The organism is Burkholderia sp. USMB20, assembly GCF_000949135.2.
GTDB lineage: Bacteria > Pseudomonadota > Gammaproteobacteria > Burkholderiales > Burkholderiaceae > Burkholderia.
This window is the reverse complement of the sequence record NZ_JTAN02000010.1, coordinates 373,344-393,322: the sequence shown is the minus strand read 5'-3', so window position 1 is coordinate 393,322 and position 19,979 is coordinate 373,344. Positions and strand designations below refer to the sequence as shown.

18 protein-coding genes are annotated in these 19,979 nt (G+C 67.0%); 7 read left to right on the top strand and 11 right to left on the bottom strand.

The genetic code is table 11. The features are described from left to right. Positions 1-236: 236 nt before the first annotated feature. From PL79_RS13020 to PL79_RS13005, 4 genes are all read right to left on the bottom strand, one after another. Positions 237-1,244, bottom strand: a complete 1,008-nt coding sequence (locus PL79_RS13020; RefSeq protein WP_082088668.1) for an ABC transporter permease — start codon at positions 1,242-1,244, stop codon at positions 237-239. Beyond that, entirely contained in the window at positions 1,241-2,221 is a 981-nt protein-coding gene (locus PL79_RS13015) for an ABC transporter permease (protein ID WP_052664770.1), read from the bottom strand. The genes PL79_RS13020 and PL79_RS13015 overlap by 4 nt, the downstream gene beginning before the upstream one ends. Further along, positions 2,211-3,728 (bottom strand): sugar ABC transporter ATP-binding protein, encoded by a 1,518-nt coding sequence (locus PL79_RS13010; protein ID WP_044847181.1) that lies wholly within the window; start codon positions 3,726-3,728, stop codon positions 2,211-2,213. Before PL79_RS13010 ends, PL79_RS13015 begins: the two co-directional genes overlap by 11 nt. A gap of 99 nt (positions 3,729-3,827) precedes the next feature. Beyond that, positions 3,828-4,838, bottom strand: coding sequence for a sugar ABC transporter substrate-binding protein (locus tag PL79_RS13005; RefSeq protein WP_082088667.1), 1,011 nt, complete (start codon positions 4,836-4,838; stop codon positions 3,828-3,830). Positions 4,839-5,221: 383 nt separating this feature from the next. Here PL79_RS13005 and PL79_RS13000 point away from each other — a divergent pair, with 383 nt between their 5' ends. After that, positions 5,222-6,286 (top strand): LacI family DNA-binding transcriptional regulator, encoded by a 1,065-nt coding sequence (locus PL79_RS13000; protein ID WP_044847086.1) that lies wholly within the window; start codon positions 5,222-5,224, stop codon positions 6,284-6,286. Between the two features lie 236 nt (positions 6,287-6,522). Here the strand turns inward: PL79_RS13000 and PL79_RS12995 are convergent, their stop codons facing one another. The 7 genes from PL79_RS12995 to PL79_RS36120 all read right to left on the bottom strand — a co-directional run bounded on the left by PL79_RS12995 (position 6,523) and on the right by PL79_RS36120 (position 11,368). After that, a complete protein-coding gene (locus PL79_RS12995) occupies positions 6,523-6,873 on the bottom strand; it encodes a cupin domain-containing protein (RefSeq protein WP_044847085.1) in 351 nt (116 codons plus the stop codon). Next, the gene (locus PL79_RS12990; RefSeq protein WP_044847084.1) at positions 6,870-7,847 is read right to left on the bottom strand and encodes a quinone oxidoreductase family protein; all 978 of its coding nucleotides are present in this window, start codon (positions 7,845-7,847) and stop codon (positions 6,870-6,872) included. The genes PL79_RS12995 and PL79_RS12990 overlap by 4 nt, the downstream gene beginning before the upstream one ends. 104 nt (positions 7,848-7,951) lie before the next feature. Next, complete coding sequence (locus PL79_RS12985; protein WP_044847083.1) at positions 7,952-8,833, bottom strand: 3-keto-5-aminohexanoate cleavage protein; 882 nt, start codon at positions 8,831-8,833, stop codon at positions 7,952-7,954. Positions 8,834-8,851: 18 nt separating this feature from the next. Further along, on the bottom strand, positions 8,852-9,601 hold the full coding sequence (locus tag PL79_RS12980) for an SDR family NAD(P)-dependent oxidoreductase (RefSeq protein ID WP_044847082.1): 750 nt from the start codon (positions 9,599-9,601) through the stop codon (positions 8,852-8,854). A 13-nt stretch (positions 9,602-9,614) separates the two neighbouring features. Continuing rightward, positions 9,615-10,529, bottom strand: coding sequence for a dioxygenase family protein (locus PL79_RS12975; RefSeq protein WP_235879259.1), 915 nt, complete (start codon positions 10,527-10,529; stop codon positions 9,615-9,617). Positions 10,530-10,787: 258 nt separating this feature from the next. Continuing rightward, positions 10,788-11,108, bottom strand: a complete 321-nt coding sequence (locus tag PL79_RS12970) for a hypothetical protein (protein ID WP_044847080.1) — start codon at positions 11,106-11,108, stop codon at positions 10,788-10,790. Between the two features lie 104 nt (positions 11,109-11,212). After that, positions 11,213-11,368, bottom strand: a complete 156-nt coding sequence (locus tag PL79_RS36120; RefSeq protein WP_193759841.1) for a hypothetical protein — start codon at positions 11,366-11,368, stop codon at positions 11,213-11,215. A 30-nt stretch (positions 11,369-11,398) separates the two neighbouring features. On the opposite strand from PL79_RS36120, the gene PL79_RS12965 reads away from it, so the two are divergent. The 6 genes from PL79_RS12965 to PL79_RS12935 all read left to right on the top strand — a co-directional run bounded on the left by PL79_RS12965 (position 11,399) and on the right by PL79_RS12935 (position 19,905). After that, the gene (locus tag PL79_RS12965; protein ID WP_044847079.1) at positions 11,399-12,307 is read left to right on the top strand and encodes a LysR family transcriptional regulator; all 909 of its coding nucleotides are present in this window, start codon (positions 11,399-11,401) and stop codon (positions 12,305-12,307) included. Between the two features lie 285 nt (positions 12,308-12,592). Then, positions 12,593-12,829 (top strand): DUF4148 domain-containing protein, encoded by a 237-nt coding sequence (locus tag PL79_RS12960; protein ID WP_044847179.1) that lies wholly within the window; start codon positions 12,593-12,595, stop codon positions 12,827-12,829. Between the two features lie 624 nt (positions 12,830-13,453). After that, positions 13,454-13,810 (top strand): DUF4148 domain-containing protein, encoded by a 357-nt coding sequence (locus tag PL79_RS12950; protein ID WP_193759840.1) that lies wholly within the window; start codon positions 13,454-13,456, stop codon positions 13,808-13,810. A 280-nt stretch (positions 13,811-14,090) separates the two neighbouring features. Beyond that, positions 14,091-15,326 (top strand): efflux RND transporter periplasmic adaptor subunit, encoded by a 1,236-nt coding sequence (locus PL79_RS12945; protein WP_044847078.1) that lies wholly within the window; start codon positions 14,091-14,093, stop codon positions 15,324-15,326. Further along, positions 15,323-18,514, top strand: a complete 3,192-nt coding sequence (locus tag PL79_RS12940) for an efflux RND transporter permease subunit (RefSeq protein WP_044847077.1) — start codon at positions 15,323-15,325, stop codon at positions 18,512-18,514. The genes PL79_RS12945 and PL79_RS12940 overlap by 4 nt, the downstream gene beginning before the upstream one ends. Beyond that, positions 18,511-19,905 carry an efflux transporter outer membrane subunit gene (locus PL79_RS12935; RefSeq protein ID WP_044847076.1) on the top strand — a complete coding sequence of 465 codons (1,395 nt, stop codon included), beginning with the start codon at positions 18,511-18,513 and terminating at the stop codon, positions 19,903-19,905. The genes PL79_RS12940 and PL79_RS12935 overlap by 4 nt, the downstream gene beginning before the upstream one ends. Positions 19,906-19,979: the final 74 nt, after the last annotated feature.

Sequence of the window (19,979 nt, the reverse complement as noted above, 5' to 3'; positions counted from 1 at the left end):
CCGGATGCCGATGCACGAAATGATTTTCTGATCTGTATAACTAATCATTTCGATGGCCACTTCGGAAGTGAAAGGTCGTGCGATCCGATCTGACGGCCCGACCGGACCGGATCGCAAGATGTCGATCACCTGGCATTCATGTTAAGGACACTTCGGCCGGCGACCATCGCCGAAGAGTCTCACCGCTTGTCAAATCGTCTCTTTGTTTTCGCCGGGAAAACCCGGCGTCGCGGCCGTCAGCCGATCCGCTCCGCATGCCGGCGGCCGAGCGCGTCGGTAAGCACGGCGACCAGCAGCACCACGCCGACGACGAGCGGTTGCCAGTTGGCATTGAGGTTCAGCAGATTCATCCCGTCGATGACGAGCGCGAGCGTCACGCAACCGAGCAGCGTGCCGAACAAGGTGCCAGTCCCGCCGAACAGCGATGCGCCGCCGATCAGAATGGCCGCGATCGCAGGGAGCAGGATCGGCTCGCCCATCGCCGAATCGGCCGCATTCACGCGCGCGAGATAGACCACGGCCGCGATGCCGGCCATCAAGCCGCTGATCGTATAGACCGCGATCCGGCGGCGGCGCACCGGAATCCCGGACAGCCGCGCGACCTCCGGACTCGCGCCGATCGCGTAGATCTCGCGGCCGAAGTTCAGTCGCGCGGTGACGATCGATCCGACGACGAGCACGAGCAGCATCATGTAGACGGGAATCGGCACGCCCCACCAGAACCCGGTACCGAGCGCGCGAAAGCCGGCCGGAAAGCCGAAGATCTCGTTGCCGCCCATGTAGTGAAAGGCAAGGCCCTGCACGACCCAGAGCATCCCGTAGGTCGCCAGGAACGGCGGCAGCCTCAGGAACGTGACCGCCAGGCCGTTCAGCAGTCCGATCGATGCGCCGCACGACATCGATATCGCGACGGCGAGCCACGGGGACACGCCCGCCTTCATCGCACCCGCTGCCAGACAGGCGGACAGCGTGAGATTCGCGGCGATCGACAGGTCGAACCCGCCCGACAGGATCACGATCGTGAGGCCGGACGCCAGCAGGAACATCAGGCTCGCCTGCCGCAGCACGTTCAGCAGGTTGCCGGACGTCATGAAGCCGTCCGATGCGAACGCAAGCGCGATCGCAATCGCGCCGACGAATACCGCGCGACAGATCAGCGCGTTCGCGTCGTCGGACAGGCGGCCTCGGCGTTCGATGCGCCCGACGCGCACCGCCGCCGACGGAGAGGGATTCTGGAGATTCATGCTTGCGCTCCTGCGACACGGGATTGACGGACGCTATCGACGACGACGACCGCGAGAACCAGCAAGCCGATCGTCACGACCTGCAGCGACGATTCGATGCCGACCAGGTTGAGTGCGTTGCGCAGCACGCCGATCGTCAACACACCGATCGCCGTGCCGGGCAACCACCCTGCACCGCGCTCGAACGACGTGCCGCCGAGCACGACGGCCGCGATCGCATCGAATTCCATGCCGATCGCGGCATTCGGCTCCGCCGCGTTCATGCGCCCGACGAGCAGGAGTGCGGCGAGGCCCGCGAACAGCCCGCTCATCGCGTAGATCGCGACGTGATGGACGCGCGCACGGACACCGGCCAGCGTGAGCGCGTCGCGGTTGCCGCCGATCGCGAACACATAGGCACCGAACCGCGTGTGGTAGAGCAGCAGATGCGTGACCGCGTAGGCCGCGACCGCGCACGCGATCGGGAACGGCACACCGAGTACCGACGCCCCGTACAGCGCGCCGACCGCGGGATTCGCGACGACGACCGCATTGCCGTCGGTCAGCACGAGCGCTACGCCGTGCGCGACACCCAGCGTGCCGAGCGTCACGACGAACGGCGGCAGCGCGAGTCGCGCGACGAGCATCCCGTTCAGGAAGCCGATCGCGATCCCGACCGCGGCGGCAGCGCCGAGTGCGGCACCGACACCCGCGCCCGCACCGAGCATCTGCGCGAACACGACGCCGCACAGGCTCAGCAACGCGCCGACCGACAGGTCGAGCCCCTCGCTCAGGATCACCAGCGTCATCGGCATCGCGATCATCACGAGGATCGCGACCTGGAGGCCGATGTCGACCAGGTTCGCGCGCGACGCGAATCCCGGTACGCCGAATGCCGCCGCCGCGACCAGCGCGACGCTGGCCCATACGATCGAAGGCAGCGGCCGTTTGCGCCGTGCCGCCGGATCCCTGCCATTTCGTTTCGTTTCAATCGACATCGCCACCTCCATGCATCGCCAGACCCAGAATGCGTTGTTCGCTCAATTGTTCGCGCGGCAGTTCGCCCGAGATCGCGCCGCTGCGCATCACGTACGCGCGGTCGCAAACATGCACGATCTCCGACAGCTCCGAGCTGATCAGCAGCACCGCCGCGCCCTGCTCGACGAGCCGCTCGATCAGGTTGAAGATCTCCGTCTTCGCACCGATATCGATGCCGCGCGTCGGCTCGTCGAAGATGTACAGCCGACAGTCGGCGCTGAGCCATTTGCCGATCACGATCTTCTGCTGGTTGCCGCCGCTCAGGTTGCGCGCCCGTTTCGCCGGATCGCCCGGCGCGATCCGCAGCCGCTCGATCAGGTCGCGTGTCGCGCGCCTCGCGCGGGCCGGGCGATACCAGCCGTTCGGGAACAGTCGCCACAGGCTCGACACGAGCAGGTTCTCGTGCACCGAGCGGCGCAGCGCGACGCCTTCGTGCTTGCGGTTTTCCGGAATCAGGCCGACGCCGCGCCTGACGACCTCGTGCGGGCCGCCCGATACCGCCTTGCCGAAGATTTCGATGCGCCCGCCCTGGATCGGGTCGGCGCCGATCACCGCGCGCGCGACCTCGGTCCGCCCGGCGCCGACGAGCCCCGACAATCCGACGATCTCGCCGCAGCGCACCTGCAGGTCGACGCCGTTCACGCCCGTCGACGTCGTCAGGCCGCGCACGTCGAGTGCCATCTCTCCGCATGCGCCGAAATAACGGCGCTCGTAGACCGCGCCGACCTTGCGCCCGACCATCAGCGCGATCAGCTGCTCAGGGGTCGCATCGCCGGCCGGCATCGACGTCACGAGGCGCCCGTCGCGCAAGACGGTCACGCGATCGCCGAGATCGAACACTTCCTTCATCCGGTGCGAGATGTAGACGATCGCCACGCCGGAGGCGCGCAACCGATGCACGACCGCGAACAGCGCGTCGGCTTCCCGGTCCGAGATCGCGGCGGTCGGCTCGTCCATCACCAGCACGCGCGCATCGTGCGACAGCGCTTTCGCGATCTCGACCATCTGCTGCTGCGCGACGCCCAGGTCCGCCGCGTGGGTGCGCGTGTCGTACGCGAGCCCCAGTTGCGCCAGCACGGCCGCCGCGTCCGCGTGCATGCGCCGGTGATCGACGAGGCCGAGACGGTTGCGCGGCTCGCGGCCGAGATAGATGTTCTGCGCGATCGACAGATGCGGCACGAGCGAGAACTCCTGGAAGATCACCGCGATGCCCAGGCGTTTCGCATCGGCAGGCGATTCGATCGCGACGGGCGTTCCGTCGTAGCGAATCTCTCCGCCATCGGCACGGTAAGCGCCGAACAGCACCTTCATCAACGACGACTTCCCGGCGCCGTTCTCGCCGAGCAACATGTGCACTTCACCCGGATACAGCGCGAGGTCGACGTCGGTCAACGCCGCCACGCCAGGAAAATGCTTGCAGATCTTGCGTAATTCGAGACGCGGAACGCGCCCGGTCGAGGTTTCCATGTTCATCTCCACGGTGCGGTTCGGCGGTCGGCCGTGCATCATGCGACGGCCGGCGCACGTACCGCGATACGGGCCGTCAGGCCGGCCCGCCTGCACGCGTCAGTTGCTGGCCACGTCGCTCCACGCCGGGCATTGGCGCTGATCGCCCGGCTGCTCGAACGGCGCATAGTTCGTCTTGTCGATCACGATGCCCTTGATCAGCACCGTGTCGGGCACCGGCTCCTTCCGCAGCGTGCGGACCGCCGCCATCGTCGCGACGCAACCCATCCTGAAGCCGTTGAATTCGGCGGTCGCGAGCAGGCGCCCCTCCTTGATCGCCTTGACCGATTCGGGCACGCCACCGATGCCGACGACCTTCACCTGCTTCTGGCCCGCGGCCTCGAGGGCCTCGATCGCCCCCATCGCCATCACGTCGGCCGCCGCCAGTACACCGTCGATCTTCGGATTCGACTGGATCAGGTTCTCCATCACCTGCAGCGCCTGCAGGCGCTGATAGTTCGCCGGCTGCGCCGCGAGCAGGCGAATGCCCGGAAATTCCTGAAGCGCCTTCCTGAAACCGCGCTCGCGTTCGTCGCTCGTCGTCGAGCCTTTCACGCCTTCGAGGATCACGACATTGCCCTTGCCGCCGAGACTCCTGAACAGGTATCGCGCGACGTCGAGACCGAGGTTGTAGTCGTCCGCGACGACGACCGACGAGAACTTGCCGCCCGCCACGCGATCGTTGTAGTTGACGACCGGGATGCCGATCGCGTTGATCTTCTGGATCGCCGGCACGACGCCGTGCGGATTCACGCCCATGAACAGTACGGCGTTCGGCTTCTTCACGCCGACGTCTTCGAGCTCGCTCAGCTGCTCGCCGAGATCGTTCGGGCGGGTCGGCGCGTAGTGCGTGACCGTCACGCCAAGCTGCTTCGCCTCGGCGTTGACGCCGGCGCGAACGAGCGCGAAATGCGGATCAACCTGGTTCTTGTAGAAGGCCGCGATCGTTTCGTTTGCCGCAAGCGCGCTCGCGCCGTGAGCAAGGCCGAGCGCCGCCGCACACGCGGCGGCGATGCGCATCGCCGCCCGACTGCCTGCCGGCTGCCGCGCGGAATTGTGGTTCGTCTCCATCCACTGTCTCCTGTCCGTCGTTCACGTTGGCCATGCCGCTAGCCGGCCTGGCATTCTGGGTGATCAAATGCAACCGTTTGCATAAATCCAGACAAAAACATCCACGCAACGCATCGGCGCTACTTACCGGTCGACGTCAATGAATCTGCATTTTTTCCCGGAATTTGCGGCATCCTTGCCGCGCGTGGTTTTCCCGGTCCTGCTACCGCTTCGATCGATCACGTCGAGCTCGTGTTTTTCTTTATGCAAACGTATGCACATCGTACTTGACGCAAAACCTCTGTCAATGAGGTTTAGCGCTGAAAACATTAGGGTTTTACCTGCAACATTGATCGCAACCCATTGCATCGATACAATCGGATCCCTATCCACCGGCAGGTTCCATGAGCCCATCCTCCGACACGCGCGGCACCGGCCGCGTCACGATTCGCGAAGTCGCCGCGGCGGCGTCCGTCAATGCGTCGACGGTGTCGCGCGTGCTCAACCCGGCCACGCGTCACCTGATCGGCGACGAGGTCGTGCGCCGCGTGCTCGCGGCAGCGAAGTCGCTCGGCTATCGACAAAACCGCCTTGCCTCCGCGCTGCGCGGCGGGCAATCGAAGGTGATCGGCGTATGCCTGCCCGACATCTCGAACCCCGTGTTCCCGCCGATGGTCTGCGGAATCGAGGAGGAGCTGTCAGCCGAGGGCTATGGCGTACTGATCGCGAACATCGTCGGCAATCCCAGGAATCAGGAACGGATGCTCGAGCAGATGCTCGAGCGCCAGGTGGACGGCCTGGTCCTCGCGACCGCCGCGCGGCACGATCCGCTCGTGCGACGCTGCATCCTCGACGGCGTGCCCGTCGTGCTCGTCAATCGCGGCGAGGACGGCGGTCACGTGCCCGAAGTCGTCAACGACGACTTCCTGTCCATGCGGCTCGCGGTCGAGCATCTGGTCGGGCTCGGGCATACGCGCATTGCGCACCTGTCGGGACCGGAACGGCTCGCGACCGGCCTGTCGCGACTACAGGGCTTCCAGATCGCGACCCAACAGTACGACCTTGCGGCCAACGTCATCGTGGAAGCCACCGAGTTCACGCGCGAAGCCGGACGCGCCGCCTGCGCGGAACTGCTCGACGCGCACCGCAACGTGACCGCCATCATCGCGGCGAACGACCTGATCGCGCTCGGTTGCTACGACGTGTTCGCCGAGCGGCGGATTGCCTGCCCGAAGGACATCTCGCTGATCGGGCACAACGACATGCCGCTGCTCGACATGCTGAATCCGTCGCTGACCACGCTCCGGATCCAGCATCGCGAGATGGGTCGACAAGCCGCACGCCTGCTGCTCGGCATGATCACGACGCCGGGCAAGGCGCCGCTGCGCATCACGCTGCCGCCCGAACTGGTCGTGCGCGGCTCGACCGGCGCGCCGCGTGCGGCGGGCGGCCGTGCGCGTTCGAGCTGACGTATCGCACCGCGTTGCGCATGCGCCCGCCGCACGCGCACTGCCCGCCGGTCAGAACAAGCGCGTCACCCTCATGACGACGGATCGCCGATCGATAATAACGGGGGGAGCCGCTTCGAAAGGTGACCGAAATGGTCTGCGGCTTGTCGGATCGTCCGATAATCATGACCGGGCGCGGCCGGTCGCCACCGCGCTCGATCATCGGCGGCATTGCACCGCCCGGCCTGCGGCCGCAGCTAGTCGTGCGAAGGACGCGCGAACGGCATCGCGAGCAGGATCCTGGCGGGACGGTCCGAGCGGTTGCGCAGTGCACGCCGCTCGCCCGGCGCGAGGCGGCACGAATCGAACACCTGCAAGTCGACTTCGGCACCATCCGTCTCGACGCACACCTGCCCCTCCAGGACGACGTAGTGCTTCTCGACGCCCGATCCTTCCATCGTCGTGTGGCCGCCCGGCTCGATCGTCGATACGCCGAGCCACAACGATTCGGCCGGACCTGCCTCGCGCCCCTGCAACCGTACGCAGCGCATCCCGACGTGATTCGGCGGGAAGTATTCGGGGGCATCCCGAAAGCGCGTCACGTTCATGGCTTGAGCAACACCCGGTTCGCGGTACCGCTGAATACCGTCCGATAGGCGTGCGCTGCATCCGCAAGGTCGAACACCGAGCCGGGATCGATCGGAAACGGCTTCAACACACCTTGTTCGAACGACGGCAACAACCTGTCGAGGATGTTCGCGCAGTGCCGCGTGTCGAGCGCGAGCGTGTCGATTCCGACGTAGGTGTGCTGTCCGCGGTAGAACGCGAAGATGTCGAACGGTACCGCGCGCTCGATCGTCGAGATGAGGATCTGCGTGCCGCACACGGCCATCGCGCGATTCGCACGCTCGAAGTACGGACTCCCGACCGTGTTGTAGACGATGTTGGCGCCGCGGCCCGCCGTCATCTCGAGCACGAGTTCGTCGAACGGCTCCGCGGATGCGTTGATCATCGTCACGTCGCCGCTGGCGTGCCCGACGTACGACGGATCGTCGCGCACCACGCCGATCACTTCCGCCCCCGCCATGGTCGCCAGCTGGACGGTCGCTTGCCCGACCTTGCCGTTCGCACCCAGCACGAGCACGACGTCGCCGCGCCGCACGCCGCCGGCACGGTGCAGGCCCTCGAATGCCGTGACGAACGGCACGCCGATCGAGCCCGCCTCGTCCATCGTCAGGTTTGCCGGTTTCTCGCGCACGGTATGTGCCGGCACGACGAGATGGCTCGCGTGCGTGCCGTCGCGCCGGATGCCGAGTTCGCCGCTGCTGCCCCACACCGCCTTGCCGATCAGGTCCGGCGGGCCGTCGATCACGCGTCCCGCGTAATCGCGGCCCGGCGTGCGCGGCCACACCGCGTGCGGCATGAAGCCGAGCACGGCCTTGACATCGCTCGGGTTGACGCCCGCGCTCTCGATTGCGATCACGCAGTCGGTCGCATCGATCCGCGGCACGGGCTGCGTGTCGATGTGCAGCGCGAGCGCGTTGATATCAGTACTTTTCTGCTGGACGCGAATGCATTTCATGCTCGATGGCCTCATGGAAAATTCGGATTCCGGCGCACGACACGATGCCGTCGGCCGATCGTGCCTGCGTGCGCCGTTGCCGCATGTCGTTCGCAGCGTTGCGCTCAGGACGCGAGACCGAGGCTCGCGCGCGCATCGCGGCACGTCGCGATCTCGCCGCCGAGCAGCGTGACGATCTCGCGGGCCCGCGCGACAAGCGCCGCATTGCTCTCGGCGAGCACGCCCTTCTCGATATAGATGTTGTCCTCGAGGCCGACGCGCACGTGCCCGCCCGCGAGCCATGCCTGCGCGACGATCGGAAACTCGAAGCGCCCGATGCCGAACGCGGACCATATCGCGCCCGGAGGCAGCAGCCCGCGCGCATACAGCAGCGTTTCGGGCGACGCGGCGAAACCGTACTTGACGCCGCCGACGAACGTCCACAGGCCGGGGCCGTCGAGCACGCCGCTCGCCATCAGGTCGCGCGCGAGGTGGATATCGCCGGAGTCGAAGATCTCGAGTTCCGGCTTGACGCCGGCACGGCGTATCACCTCGGCCATCCGCGTGACGCTCTTCGGCGTGTTGATGACGACCTCGCCCCCCGAATTCATTGTGTTCAGGTCGAGGCTGCAGATATCGGGCTTCAGCGCGAGAATGTGCTCCACCCGCCGTTCGGGCGGCAGGAGCGTGGTGCCGGGAGCGGCCACCCGCGGGTCGTCGTCGCTCGGAATGAAACGTCCGCCCGGGCCCGTCGTCAGATTGATGATCAACTCGCGATCGACCGCGCGAATTCGCTCGACGACGTCGCGATAGAGTTCGATGTCCATCGACGGCCTGCCGGTGGCCGGATCGCGGACGTGGATGTGCACGACGGCGGCACCGGCCTGCGCGGCTTCGAGCGACGCGTTCGCGATCTGCTCGGGCGTGACCGGCAGCCCCGGATGCTGGTCGGGCCGCGTGATGTTGCCCGTGACGGCGCACGTGATGATGGTCTTGCGAGCATGCATGAGAAGCGCTCCTGGCAATCAGTTCAGACGGCGGCCGCCATCGACGACGATCGTGGTGCCGGTAGTGAACGTGAGCGTCGTCGCACACGCGACGATGGCGGCCGCGACATCGTCCGGTGCACCGATCCTGCGCAGCGGTGTCGTCGCCGCGGCCTTCTCGTTGAAATCGTCGCCGCGCCCCGGAACGAACTGCGTATCCACGACGCCGGGAGACACGTTCACGACGCGAATGCGCGGCGCCAGCGCGCGTCCGAGCGACAACGCCATCACGTCGATCCCCGCCTTCGCCGCGCAGTACGCCACGTTGCTGCCGTTGCCCGTCGTCCCCGAGATCGACGACACATTCACGACCAGCCCGTCGCCCGATTCGTCGAGCAGTGCGCGAAATGCCCGGATCGCCGCGAACTGGCCGCGCCAGTTGACCTTCATGATCTCGTCGATCAGGTCGTCCGTCAGCGCGTCGAGGTCCGCATGCCGGACCGGCTTCGTGAAGCCGGCGGCATTCACCAGGACGTCGGCCCGCCCGTAACGCGTGCGCACGTCGTCGGCGAGCGCGGCGAGCGTCGCGCTGTCGGTGATCGTCGCGATCGCGCCCGAGTGCCCTTCCCCGGGCAGCTTGTCGGCGATGTGCCGCGCGGCGTCGAGGTCGCTTCGTCCGACGACGACGACGCGCGCGCCCGCTTCGGCGAACTGCATGGCGGTCGCGAAACCGATGCCGCCGGTGCCGCCGAGAATGACGGCGACTTTATCGTTCAGATTGCGTGACACGGCCTGCTCCTGTTCAGTCGATTGGCGGCGTCGGGTACGTCGGCGTGCCGTCAGCCATCACGAATTCGAAATCGAGCGTGTAATACGCGTCGCCCGTTTCCGCGTGCGGCCCCGTCCCGGGCTCGTGACGCGCGAACGTGCCGACGAGGCGACGATTTACACCGAACACGACATCCGAGTCGAGATGCTCCGAATCATCGGCGAACACCTGCGACACCAGCGTCGCATGACCTTCCGCGACGATCACGAAATGGATGTGCGCGGGTCGATACGGATGGCGGCCCTGCGCGGCGAGCAGCGTGCCGACGGGGCCGTCGACGGGCACCGGGTAACCGGCGGGGCGCACGGTCCGAAAGTTGAAACGCCCGTGCGCGTCGGTATGAAAGCGACCGCGCAAATTGCGGTCGGGCTGCTCCGGATCCTGGTTCTCGTAGAGACCGACGGGCGATGCCTGCCACACATCGACCATCGCGTTCGCGACCGGCCGGCCCGACACGTCGAGCACACGACCGCGCATGAAAAGCGGCGAGCCGGGCGACCCGGGGCTTGCGATCGACCGGCCATCCTCGTAGACCGGCGACCCGCCGCGGTAGAACGGCCCGAGCAACGCGCCCGGCGTGCGATCGGTCGCGTCGGAATTGTTCAGCAATGCGACCAGCGTCGAAAAGCCGAGGACATCCGACAGCAGCACGACCTCGTTGTGGCGCTCGTTGCATGCGTGCCCCGCGGCCCGGATGAACGACAGGCCGCGCTCGAACTCCTCGTCCGTCAGCTTGACCTGCTTCAGGAACGCATGGCCGTGATCGACCAATGCATCGATGATCTCCTTCAGCCGGGCGTCCCGGGTTCCCGCCATCGCCGCCTTGACGATCGCGGTAACGGACGCGGAATCGTCGGTAATCGCACTCAATGTTGCCTGTTCCGTCATGATATCCTCCATGCAACCGTTTGCATAAGTTGATGCAATAGTACCTGCCTGACCGTAACGGGCTAGAGAGCGTTAACCCTGAATTTCGGCAATTTTTCAGTGAATATGGGTATGCTTCGATTTGCAACCGTTTGCACGCAATCGAGCGAGAATGGACGCGGAGCCTGTCGGTTGCATCGCGCCAGCATGCACGGGCGGCCACCGGCGGACGCCGTCACCCGCCACGCCACGCCGGGGTGCGGATACGGCGCCGGATCGTCATTGCCCGGGCGCGGACGCGCCGGCGGCAGCCTTCTGTGCGTCGACCTTGTGTTCCGCCCTTTGGAGGCTCTGCGGATAGTGATCGTCCTTGCTTACGCGATAACCGTTCTTCTCCAGCGCACTCAGTTCCTGGTTACGCTTCAGGCGAGCCTGCTTGCGCTGTGCCTTGCGTTGCGCTTTCAGTTCCTGCTTCGACATCGGGGCACTGGCCGCTGCCGGAGCGGCATCCGAATCCTGCGCGTACGCGGCCGGCGCACCCAGCAGCGCAACACCCGTCAGCACTGCAAGCGCGAGCGGCATCATGCCGGACTTGATCATGTCGATTCTCCTTTTTTGTCGATGAGCGAATGTCACGGTTCCGCGTGCCCGCCCCTCTCGATCCGCATCGTCCGCGGTTCCGGCCGAGGCCACGCCTATAAAACTTACATGATGGCGAGACGGATGTTCTTAAGATCACCTGAATTTTCCTGATCGATGACGACAACGACAGCAAGCCGCCCGGCGCACGGGCAACACGCCGTATCGCCCGCCGTGCGCTGCTCACGGGACACGACGATCGCCGAATGCACGCCGGACATGCACACACCATTGCGCTGAGGAAAGCGGAATTGAAACTGTCACTCGAAGCCCTCGAAGCCCTGGATGCGATCGACCGGACGCATTCGTTCGCCGATGCGGCTACCTTGCTGCACCGCGTGCCTTCGACCCTCAGCTATCTCGTGCAGAAGGTCGAGAGCGACCTTGGCGTCGTCCTGTTCGATCGCAGCGGCCGCCGCGCGAGGCTGACGCACGCGGGGCGTGTCGTCGTCGAGGAGGGCCGCCGGCTGCTCGCGGCCGCCGAGCAGCTCGAACTGCGAGCGCGCCGGATCCAGGACGGCTGGGAGACCGAATTGCACGTGTGCGTCGACGAAGTGCTGCCGTTCGCAGGATTCTGGCCGTACGTGCATGAATTCGACGCGCTCGAAATGGACACGCGCCTGCGCTTGTCGACGGGCGTGCTCGGCGGAACGTGGGATGCGCTCGTCTCGGGACGCGCGGATCTCGTCGTCGGCGCGACCGGCGAGCCGCCCGCGCTGACGGACATCGTCGCGCGCCCGATCGGCACGCTGCGTTACGTGTTCGCGGTCGCGCCGCATCACCCCCTTGCAACGATGCCGGAACCTATCTCACTCCTCGCCGTGACGCAATTTCGATGCGCGGTGGTCGGCGGCCCTTCGCGCGAATCGCTGCTGCGCTCGGCGGCGTTCCAACCGTCCCAGCCCTACCTCGCGGTGCCGACCCTCGAGATCAAGCTCGCGGTGCTGTGCGAAGGGCTCGCCGTCGGCACGCTACCCGCGGGCCTGGCCGCCCGCGCGATCGAGGAAGGCAAGCTCGTGACGCGCCAGGTGACCGGGATGCGAGAAACGACGCCATGCTATCTGGCATGGCGCGACGACGAAGCCGGACGCGCGCTGCGATGGTGGCGCGACAAGTTCGACCACCGGGATCTGCTCGAGCAATTCATTGCGCTGCAGTAAGCACGAGAAACTCGGTCGATCGCGTATCGTTCGACGCATCATTCGCCTTTTCGAACAAGCACGGCATCGCTCGGACGATGCCACGCACTGTTCACGCGCCGATACTTCGAACGTTTCGATCGAATCAATCCGGTTTTTCGAAATGACATCCGGATAATCTGAATTGCACGTTCGAGCAATCATGTTTTACCAGCATGCGGATGCAGTCTCGGCTACACTGTTCTTACCGGTGACTGACAGGAAGGTAGAGAGCGCCATACGCATCCGCATCGGAGGTAAATCACTATGGAATCCTTTATTAATACATTCGCAATCGCCGCGATGATCGCCATTCCCGCCGTGTCGTTCGCCCAACCGCAGAATCCGGCGAAGACCCGCACGGAAGTTCGCAACGAGCTGATCCAGATCGAGACGGCGGGTTACCGGCCGTCCATGGCCAGACGAACGCAATTCCCGGAAAACCTGCAGGCCGCCCAGGCGCGCGTTGCAGCGGTGAACGGCCGGAACGCGGACCATCAGTGAGCCGGCAGCGGCCGGCGGCACCACCGCGCCCGACGCGCAATGACGAAGCGTTCCGCACATTCACCCGCACTGACGGCTGTCGCCGCCTCCTGATCACCGAAATCGTCGCTCCGGGGCTTGATCCGATTCGCGATCGGCAATCCAGGATGTTGATGAAGATCGTCGAGCGCGCACTTCGAGAGGCGAATGCAGCCGACCGGGTATTTCGATAGATCTTCCCGGATCGGCCGACCCAAACGCTGCTTCCTGGAGCAGAGCCGGCGCTCGCGCTATGCGGTCGAGCGTAAGTTTTGCCGCGAATGGTCTCCAGAGCAAGTGAGCGGTTGGCTTAAGAACCGATATGCCGATGACGAGGCGATGCGCGTGTCTCACGAGACGATCTATCGCGACCAATGCGTCGCTGTCCGCGCTCGGCATCTCGCTCGGCGCCCGGATCATGGGACGCGCGTGACCGGCCGGCCGCCGTGTGCGGGCCCGATCGTTTGCATCGACCGCCGATTCGTGATTCCAGGTCAAAAATGATTTCGCCGGCGGCCCGTTTTTCCGCGGCGTCGGGATACCTATATTGACAGCACTCGCAACGACGACGACGTGGTTGCGGTTCACTCGACCCGATAGGTACCCATGATGAAAACGCTCGTTTCTTCCACGCTTGCCGCACTGATCATCGCCACGCCGGCCGTTTCGTTCGCGCAGCAGCATGACCGCCCGCTGACCCGCGCCGAAGTGAATGCCGAAATGGCCCGCCTCGCGGCCGTCGGCTATACGCCGGCACTGGACCACAACCAGTATCCGGTCGCGATCCTCGCCGCCGAAAAGCGCGTGCGTGAAAACGCCGTCGCGCAAGCGCCATCGAACGCGGCTCCGAACACCGCACCGGCAGCCGACACGACCGGCTACGGCAGCGAAGGCACCGGCACCAGCGCATCCGGCCGCGCACTGACGACCAACGGCCGCGACGCGATCTATCGCGGTCATTGAGCGGCGTCGACGCGCGCGCGAGCACCTTGCCCGCCACGCGCCCCCGCTCGTCCGTCCCCTCCGCATCGCCGGCCCGAATCGCCTGAACCGGCATTCGGGCCGCGCGTCGTCGCGCCGCTTCCCGCATCACGCCCCTGCCGCGCGCATCGTCGCCGCACCGCGCGATTCGTGACTGCGCAGTACAAGTTCTTATGACGCCGCGTCCGTTTATCCATCGCGCGCCACGCACGATACTGCGCACCATCCGGCGCCGTGCGCGTCATTCGATACCCCGAACAACATGAACAGCTACCCAGGATTGAAGCGCTTCGCGCGACCGGCCGTGCTGGCCGCCCTTCCGCTCGCCGCATTGCTCGCGTTGACGGGCTGCCGGTCGGACGACACCGCGCCGGCCCCGAAGCCGAACGTGATCGTCAGCGCGCCCGTCGCGCGTAACGTGAACGACGTCGACGTCTACACGGGCCGTTTCGAAGCGGTCGACACGGTCGACGTGCGCCCGCGCGTGAGCGGCTATCTCGAACGCGTCGCGTTCCAGGACGGCGCGACCGTGAAAAAAGGCGACCTGCTGTTCGTCATCGATCCGCGCCCGTACCAGGCGGCGGTGACGGCCGCGCAAGGCACGCTCGAGCGCGCGCAGTCGCAACTGAAGCTGAGCCGGCAGGATTTCGAGCGGGCCAGCGTCCTGATCAAGACCGACACCATCGCGCAGAGCCTGTACGACCAGCGCCGCCAGGCCGTGCAAAGCGCGCAGGCCGACGTGACGAGCGCGCAAGGCGCGCTCGAACGCGCGCGGCTCGACCTGTCGTTCACGCGCATCGTCGCGCCGATGTCGGGGCGCATCAGCCGCAAGCGCGTCAGCGAGGGCAACCTCGTGAAGGGCGGCGACAGCGAAGCCACGGTGCTGACGACGATCGTGTCGCAGGACCCGATCGACATCTACTTCGACGTCGACGAGGAAAGCTACCTGCGCTACACGCGCGAAGCCGCGCAACATGGCGGCAGCGCGTCGTCGCGACAGGTGGCGATCGCGCTGCCGGGCGACGCGAAGCCGTCGCTGTCGGGCACGATGGATTTCGTCGACAACCGCCTCGACAACTCGACCGGCACGCTGCGCCAGCGCGCGCGCGTCGCGAATCCGGACGGACGCCTGAGCCCCGGCCAGTTCGGCCGCGTGTCGCTGTCGAGCCGCGTCGCACACGCGGCGCTGCTCGTGCCGGATTCGGCCGTCGCGACCGACGCGACGCGCCGCGTGCTGTATTTCGTCGACGCGAACGGCACCGTGTCGGTGCGCCCGGTGACGCCCGGCCGCCTGTTCGGCAACCTGCGTGAAATCGATGCGGGGCTGAAGGCCGGCGACCGCGTGATCGTCGACGGCTTCCAGCGCGTGCAGGCCGGCGATCAGGTCAACGCGGTGCCGCGCGCGATCGATGCGGCGCAGATGGTGAATGCGACGAATTCGGATAAGGTTGCGAACGCAACCGCTTCGTCCAGCACCGCGACCGGGAGCGCGCAATGAACCTCGGCCGCCTGTCCGTCCAGCAGCCGGTGCTCGCGATCGTCCTGTCGATCGTGCTGACCATCGCCGGCGCGCTGGCCTATTTCTCACTGGCGGTGTCCGAGTATCCGGACATCGCGCCGCCGACCGTCGTGATCCAGGCGAGCTACCCGGGTGCGTCCGCGGAAACCGTGTCGCAAACCGTCTCGACCCCGATCGAGCTGGAAGTGAACGGCGTCGAGGACATGCTGTACATGTACAGCCAGGCGACCTCCGACGGCAGCCTGAACATCACCGCGACGTTCAAGCCCGGCACCGACGTCGACAAGGCGCAGGTGCTGGTGCAGAACCGCGTCGCGCTCGCGACGCCGCGCCTGCCCGAGCCCGTGCAGCGCAGCGGCGTGTCGGTCCGCAAGTCGTCGCCGACGCAGCTCGGCACGATCTTCATCTACTCGCCCGACCAGTGCTACGATCCGCTGTACGTGTCGAACTACGCGATCCGCAACGTCGCCGACGTGCTGAAGCGGATCGACGGCGTCGGCGACATCAACCCGCTCGGCGCGCGCGAATACTCGATGCGCATCTGGCTCGACCCGGAGCGTGTCGCGTCGTTCGGCCTGAGCCCGCGCGACCTCATCGCCGCGGTGCGCGCGCAGAACACGCAGCTCGCGGGCGGCGTGGTCGCGCAGGCGCCGATCACGAACCAGGCGTTCCAGCCGAACCTGATCTTCGAAGGGCGCCTGAAGCGGCCCGAGGATTTCAGCGACATCGTCGTCAAGCAGGGGCAGGACGGGCGTCTCGTGCGGCTGAAGGACGTCGCGCGCATCGAGGTCGGCGCGCTCGCGTACGCGACCGACAGCTACATGCTGCGTCACCCGACCATCGCGCTGCAGGTGCTGCAGCAGCCCGGCGCGAACGCGGTCGCGACGATGGACGCGGTCGAGAAGAAGATGACCGAGCTCGGCAAGGCGTTCCCGAAGGGCATCGTCTACAACATCGGCTACAACCCGACCGCGTTCATCGGCGACAGCATCCACGAACTCGTGAAGACCATCTACGAGGCCGTCGTGCTCGTGGTGTTCGTCGTGCTGCTGTTCCTGCAGGGCTGGCGGCCGTCGATCATCCCGATCCTGTCGATCCCGGTGTCGCTGGTCGGCACGTTCGCGGCGATGGCCGTGCTCGGCTACTCGATCAACAACCTGACGCTGTTCGGCCTCGTGCTGGCGGTGGGGATCGTCGTCGACAACGCGATCGTCGTGGTCGAGAACGTCGAGCGGCACCTGGCGGCCGGCACCGCGCCGCGCGATGCGACGCTGCTGACGATGAAGGAAGTCGGCGGTGCGCTGTTCGCGATCACGCTGGTGCTGTGCGCGGTGTTCGTGCCGACCTCGTTCATTCCGGGCATCTCCGGCCAGTTCTTCCGCCAGTTCGGCGTGACGATCGCCGTGTCGACCGCGATCTCGTTCTTCACGTCGGTCACGCTCGCGCCCGCGCTGTCCGCGATGATGCTGAAGGCGCACGACCCCGCGCACGATGCGCCGGCGTCGACGTCGCGCACGGCCGCGCTGCTTGCGCCGCTCATGCGCGCGGTGCAGCGTTTCGCGGATGCATTCAACCGCGTGTTCCAGCGCGTGTCGGACGCCTACGGCGCGCTGGTCAGGAAGCTCGTGCGGATCATCCCCGCGATGAGCGTGCTGTACGTCGTGCTGATCGCGGCGACCGGCTATCTGCTGGCATCGAGCCCGAAGGGCTTCATTCCCGCGCAGGATCGCGGCTACCTGGTGGTGCTGGTGCGCACGCCCGACGGCGCGACGCTCGAACGCACGAGCGCGGTCGCGCGCAAGATCGAGGACATCGCGCTGTCGGTGCCGGGCGTCGCGCGCGTGCCGGTGTTCTCCGGCGTCAACGCGGCCACCGGCACGAATTCGGCGAACAGCGCCGGCCTGTTCCCGGTGTTCAAGCCCTGGCCCGAACGCAAGGCGCAGGGCCTCACCATCGACACGATCGCGGCCGAGCTGCGCAAGCGCGTCGCGGGCATCACCGAATCGTCGATTGTCGTCGCGATGCCGCCGCCGGTGCAGGGCCTCGGCAGCACGGGCGGCTTCGCGATGCGGCTCGAAGACCGCAACGGCCTCGGCACGGCCGCGCTCGCGAAGGCAACGCAGGATCTCGTCGAAGCCGCGAACCGCACGCCCGGCATGGTCGGCGTCTACACGCCCTACTCGGCGACGAGTCCGCAGGTTCACGTCGAGCTCGATCGCGAGAAGGCGGAGATGCTCGGCGTGCCGAGCCAGGAGATCAACGATGCGGTCGAAACGTATTTCGGCTCGACCTACATCAACGACTTCAACATCGTCGGGCGCACCTATCGCGTCACCGCGCAGGCCGACCTGCCGTTCCGCGTGACGGCCTCCGACCTCGGGCGCCTGAAGGTGCGCAACCGCGACGGCGACATGGTGCCGATCGGCAGCGTCACGCGCATCGACGACACGCTCGGCGTCGATCGCGCACCGCGCTACAACCTGTATCCGGCCACCGAGATCAACGGCGATACCGCACCCGGCCTCGGTTCCGGTTTTGCGATCAAGACGATGGAGACGCTCGCGAAGCAGGTGCTGCCGCCGGGCATCTCGTTCGAATGGACCGACTTGTCGTACCAGCAGACCACGGCCGGCAACACGGGGCTGCTCGTGTTCCCGCTGTGCGTGCTGCTCGTCTATCTGGTGCTCGCCGCGCAGTACGGCAGCTGGAGCCTGCCGGTGTCGATCCTGCTGATCGTGCCGATGTGCCTGCTGGCCGCGTCGCTCGGCGTGCGCGCGCTCGGCCAGGACGTGAACATCCTCACGCAGATCGGCTTCATCGTGCTGGTCGGGCTCGCCGCGAAGAACGCGATCCTGATCGTCGAGGTCGCGCGGCAGCTCGAGGCCGACGGCCGGGAGCTGGTCGACGCGGTGGTCGACGCGTGCGTGCAGCGGCTGCGCCCGATCGTGATGACGTCGCTCGCGTTCATTCTCGGTGTGCTGCCGCTCGTGATCTCCGAAGGCGCCGGCGCGGAAATGCGCCAGGCGGTCGGCGCAGCCGTGTTCTTCGGGATGATCGGCGTGACGTTCTTCGGGCTGCTGTTCACGCCCGTGTTCTATGTGCTGGTCCGCCGGCTCGCGACGCGCAAATCCGGCGTCGCGGCGGCGGCCGCGGAGGTGGTGCAATGAAATTCATCCGACTCGTGGCTGCGCTGTCCGCGGCGGCCGTCCTGACCGCGTGCACGAGCGCGCCGGTCGCCACCGTCGCCCCGCCGCCGCTCGCCGCGACCTACGCGAACGCGGATCTCGTCGCCGCCGGCCCTGCCGCCGCGACCGACGCGTGGTGGCACGGCTTTCACGATCCGATTCTCGACCGGCTGGTCGATCGCGCGCTCGCGAACAACCTCGACCTGAAGGCAGCGGTCGCGCGCATCGACGCGGCGCGCGCGGTACGGATCGGCGCCGCGTCGCAGTGGTTCCCGTCGCTCGACCTGAATGCGGATGCCGGCCGCCGGCGGCTGTCCGCGTCGCAGGCGTTCCCGACCGACACGCCGACGACCGGCAATGCGTTCGACCTGAATGCGAGCGTCGCGTGGGAAATCGACATCTTCGGGCGCATCCGCCAGGGCGTGTCGGCCGCCGACGCCGACATCGCGTCCGCGCAGAACGACGCGGCGGCCGTGCGGATCGCGACGATCGACGAAACCGTGCGCACCTACGTGACGGTGCGCGGGCTCGAGCAGCGGCTCGCGCTGGTCGAGGCGAACGCAGAGAGTCAGCGCGGCACCGAGGCATCGACGCGGCGACTGTTCGACGCGGGCGTCGTGCCGATCGCCGACGTCGACCGCGCCGCCGCGCAGGCGGAAACCACGCTCGCCGAGTTGCCCGCGCTGCAGTTGCAGCGGCAGGCCGCGATTCACCGCTTGTCGATCATCACCGCGGCGACGCCGCAGGACGTCTATGCGCAACTCGATCCGCCCGCGCCGGGGCCGGTGTGGACGGCAGCGGCGCCGGGCATCGGCACGCCGGCCGACCTGCTGCGCCGCCGGCCCGACGTGCGCGCCGCCGAAGCGAGGGTCGTCGCCGCGTATGCGCGCATCGGCGTGGCCGAAGCCGATCTCAGGCCGCACCTGCAGCTGATCGGCGTGATCGGCGCGGCCGTCGACGGCTTCTCCGGCGCGACGCTCGCGCGTTCGCTCGCCTGGATGGCCGGCGCCGGCGCGAGCGCGCCGCTGTTCGACGGCGGACGGCGCCGCAGCATCGTCGCGTTGCGACGCGCGCAGGCCGATCAGGCCGTCGCCGCCTATCGCTCCGCCGTGCTCGGCGCGGTCAGCGACGTCGAAACGTCGCTGGCCGCAACCGCCCGCGATCACAGCCGGACCGAGCGCCTCGAACGCGCGGCGTCGAATGCGCGCGATGCCTATGCGCGGATCAACCGGTCGTGGCGCAGCGGCGAATCGGCGTTCATCGACACGCTCGAAGTACAGCGCTCGCTGCTCGCGGCCGAGGATTCGCTCGCGCAGGCGCGCACGGACGAGATGCTCGCGCAGGTCAGGCTGATGACCGCGCTCGGGCAGTAGGCGGGTTGGTGCGATGCGGCTGGTGCGGCGCATCGGTCGCGTCGGTCGCCATGAAAAAAGGGCGACGTGCCCGA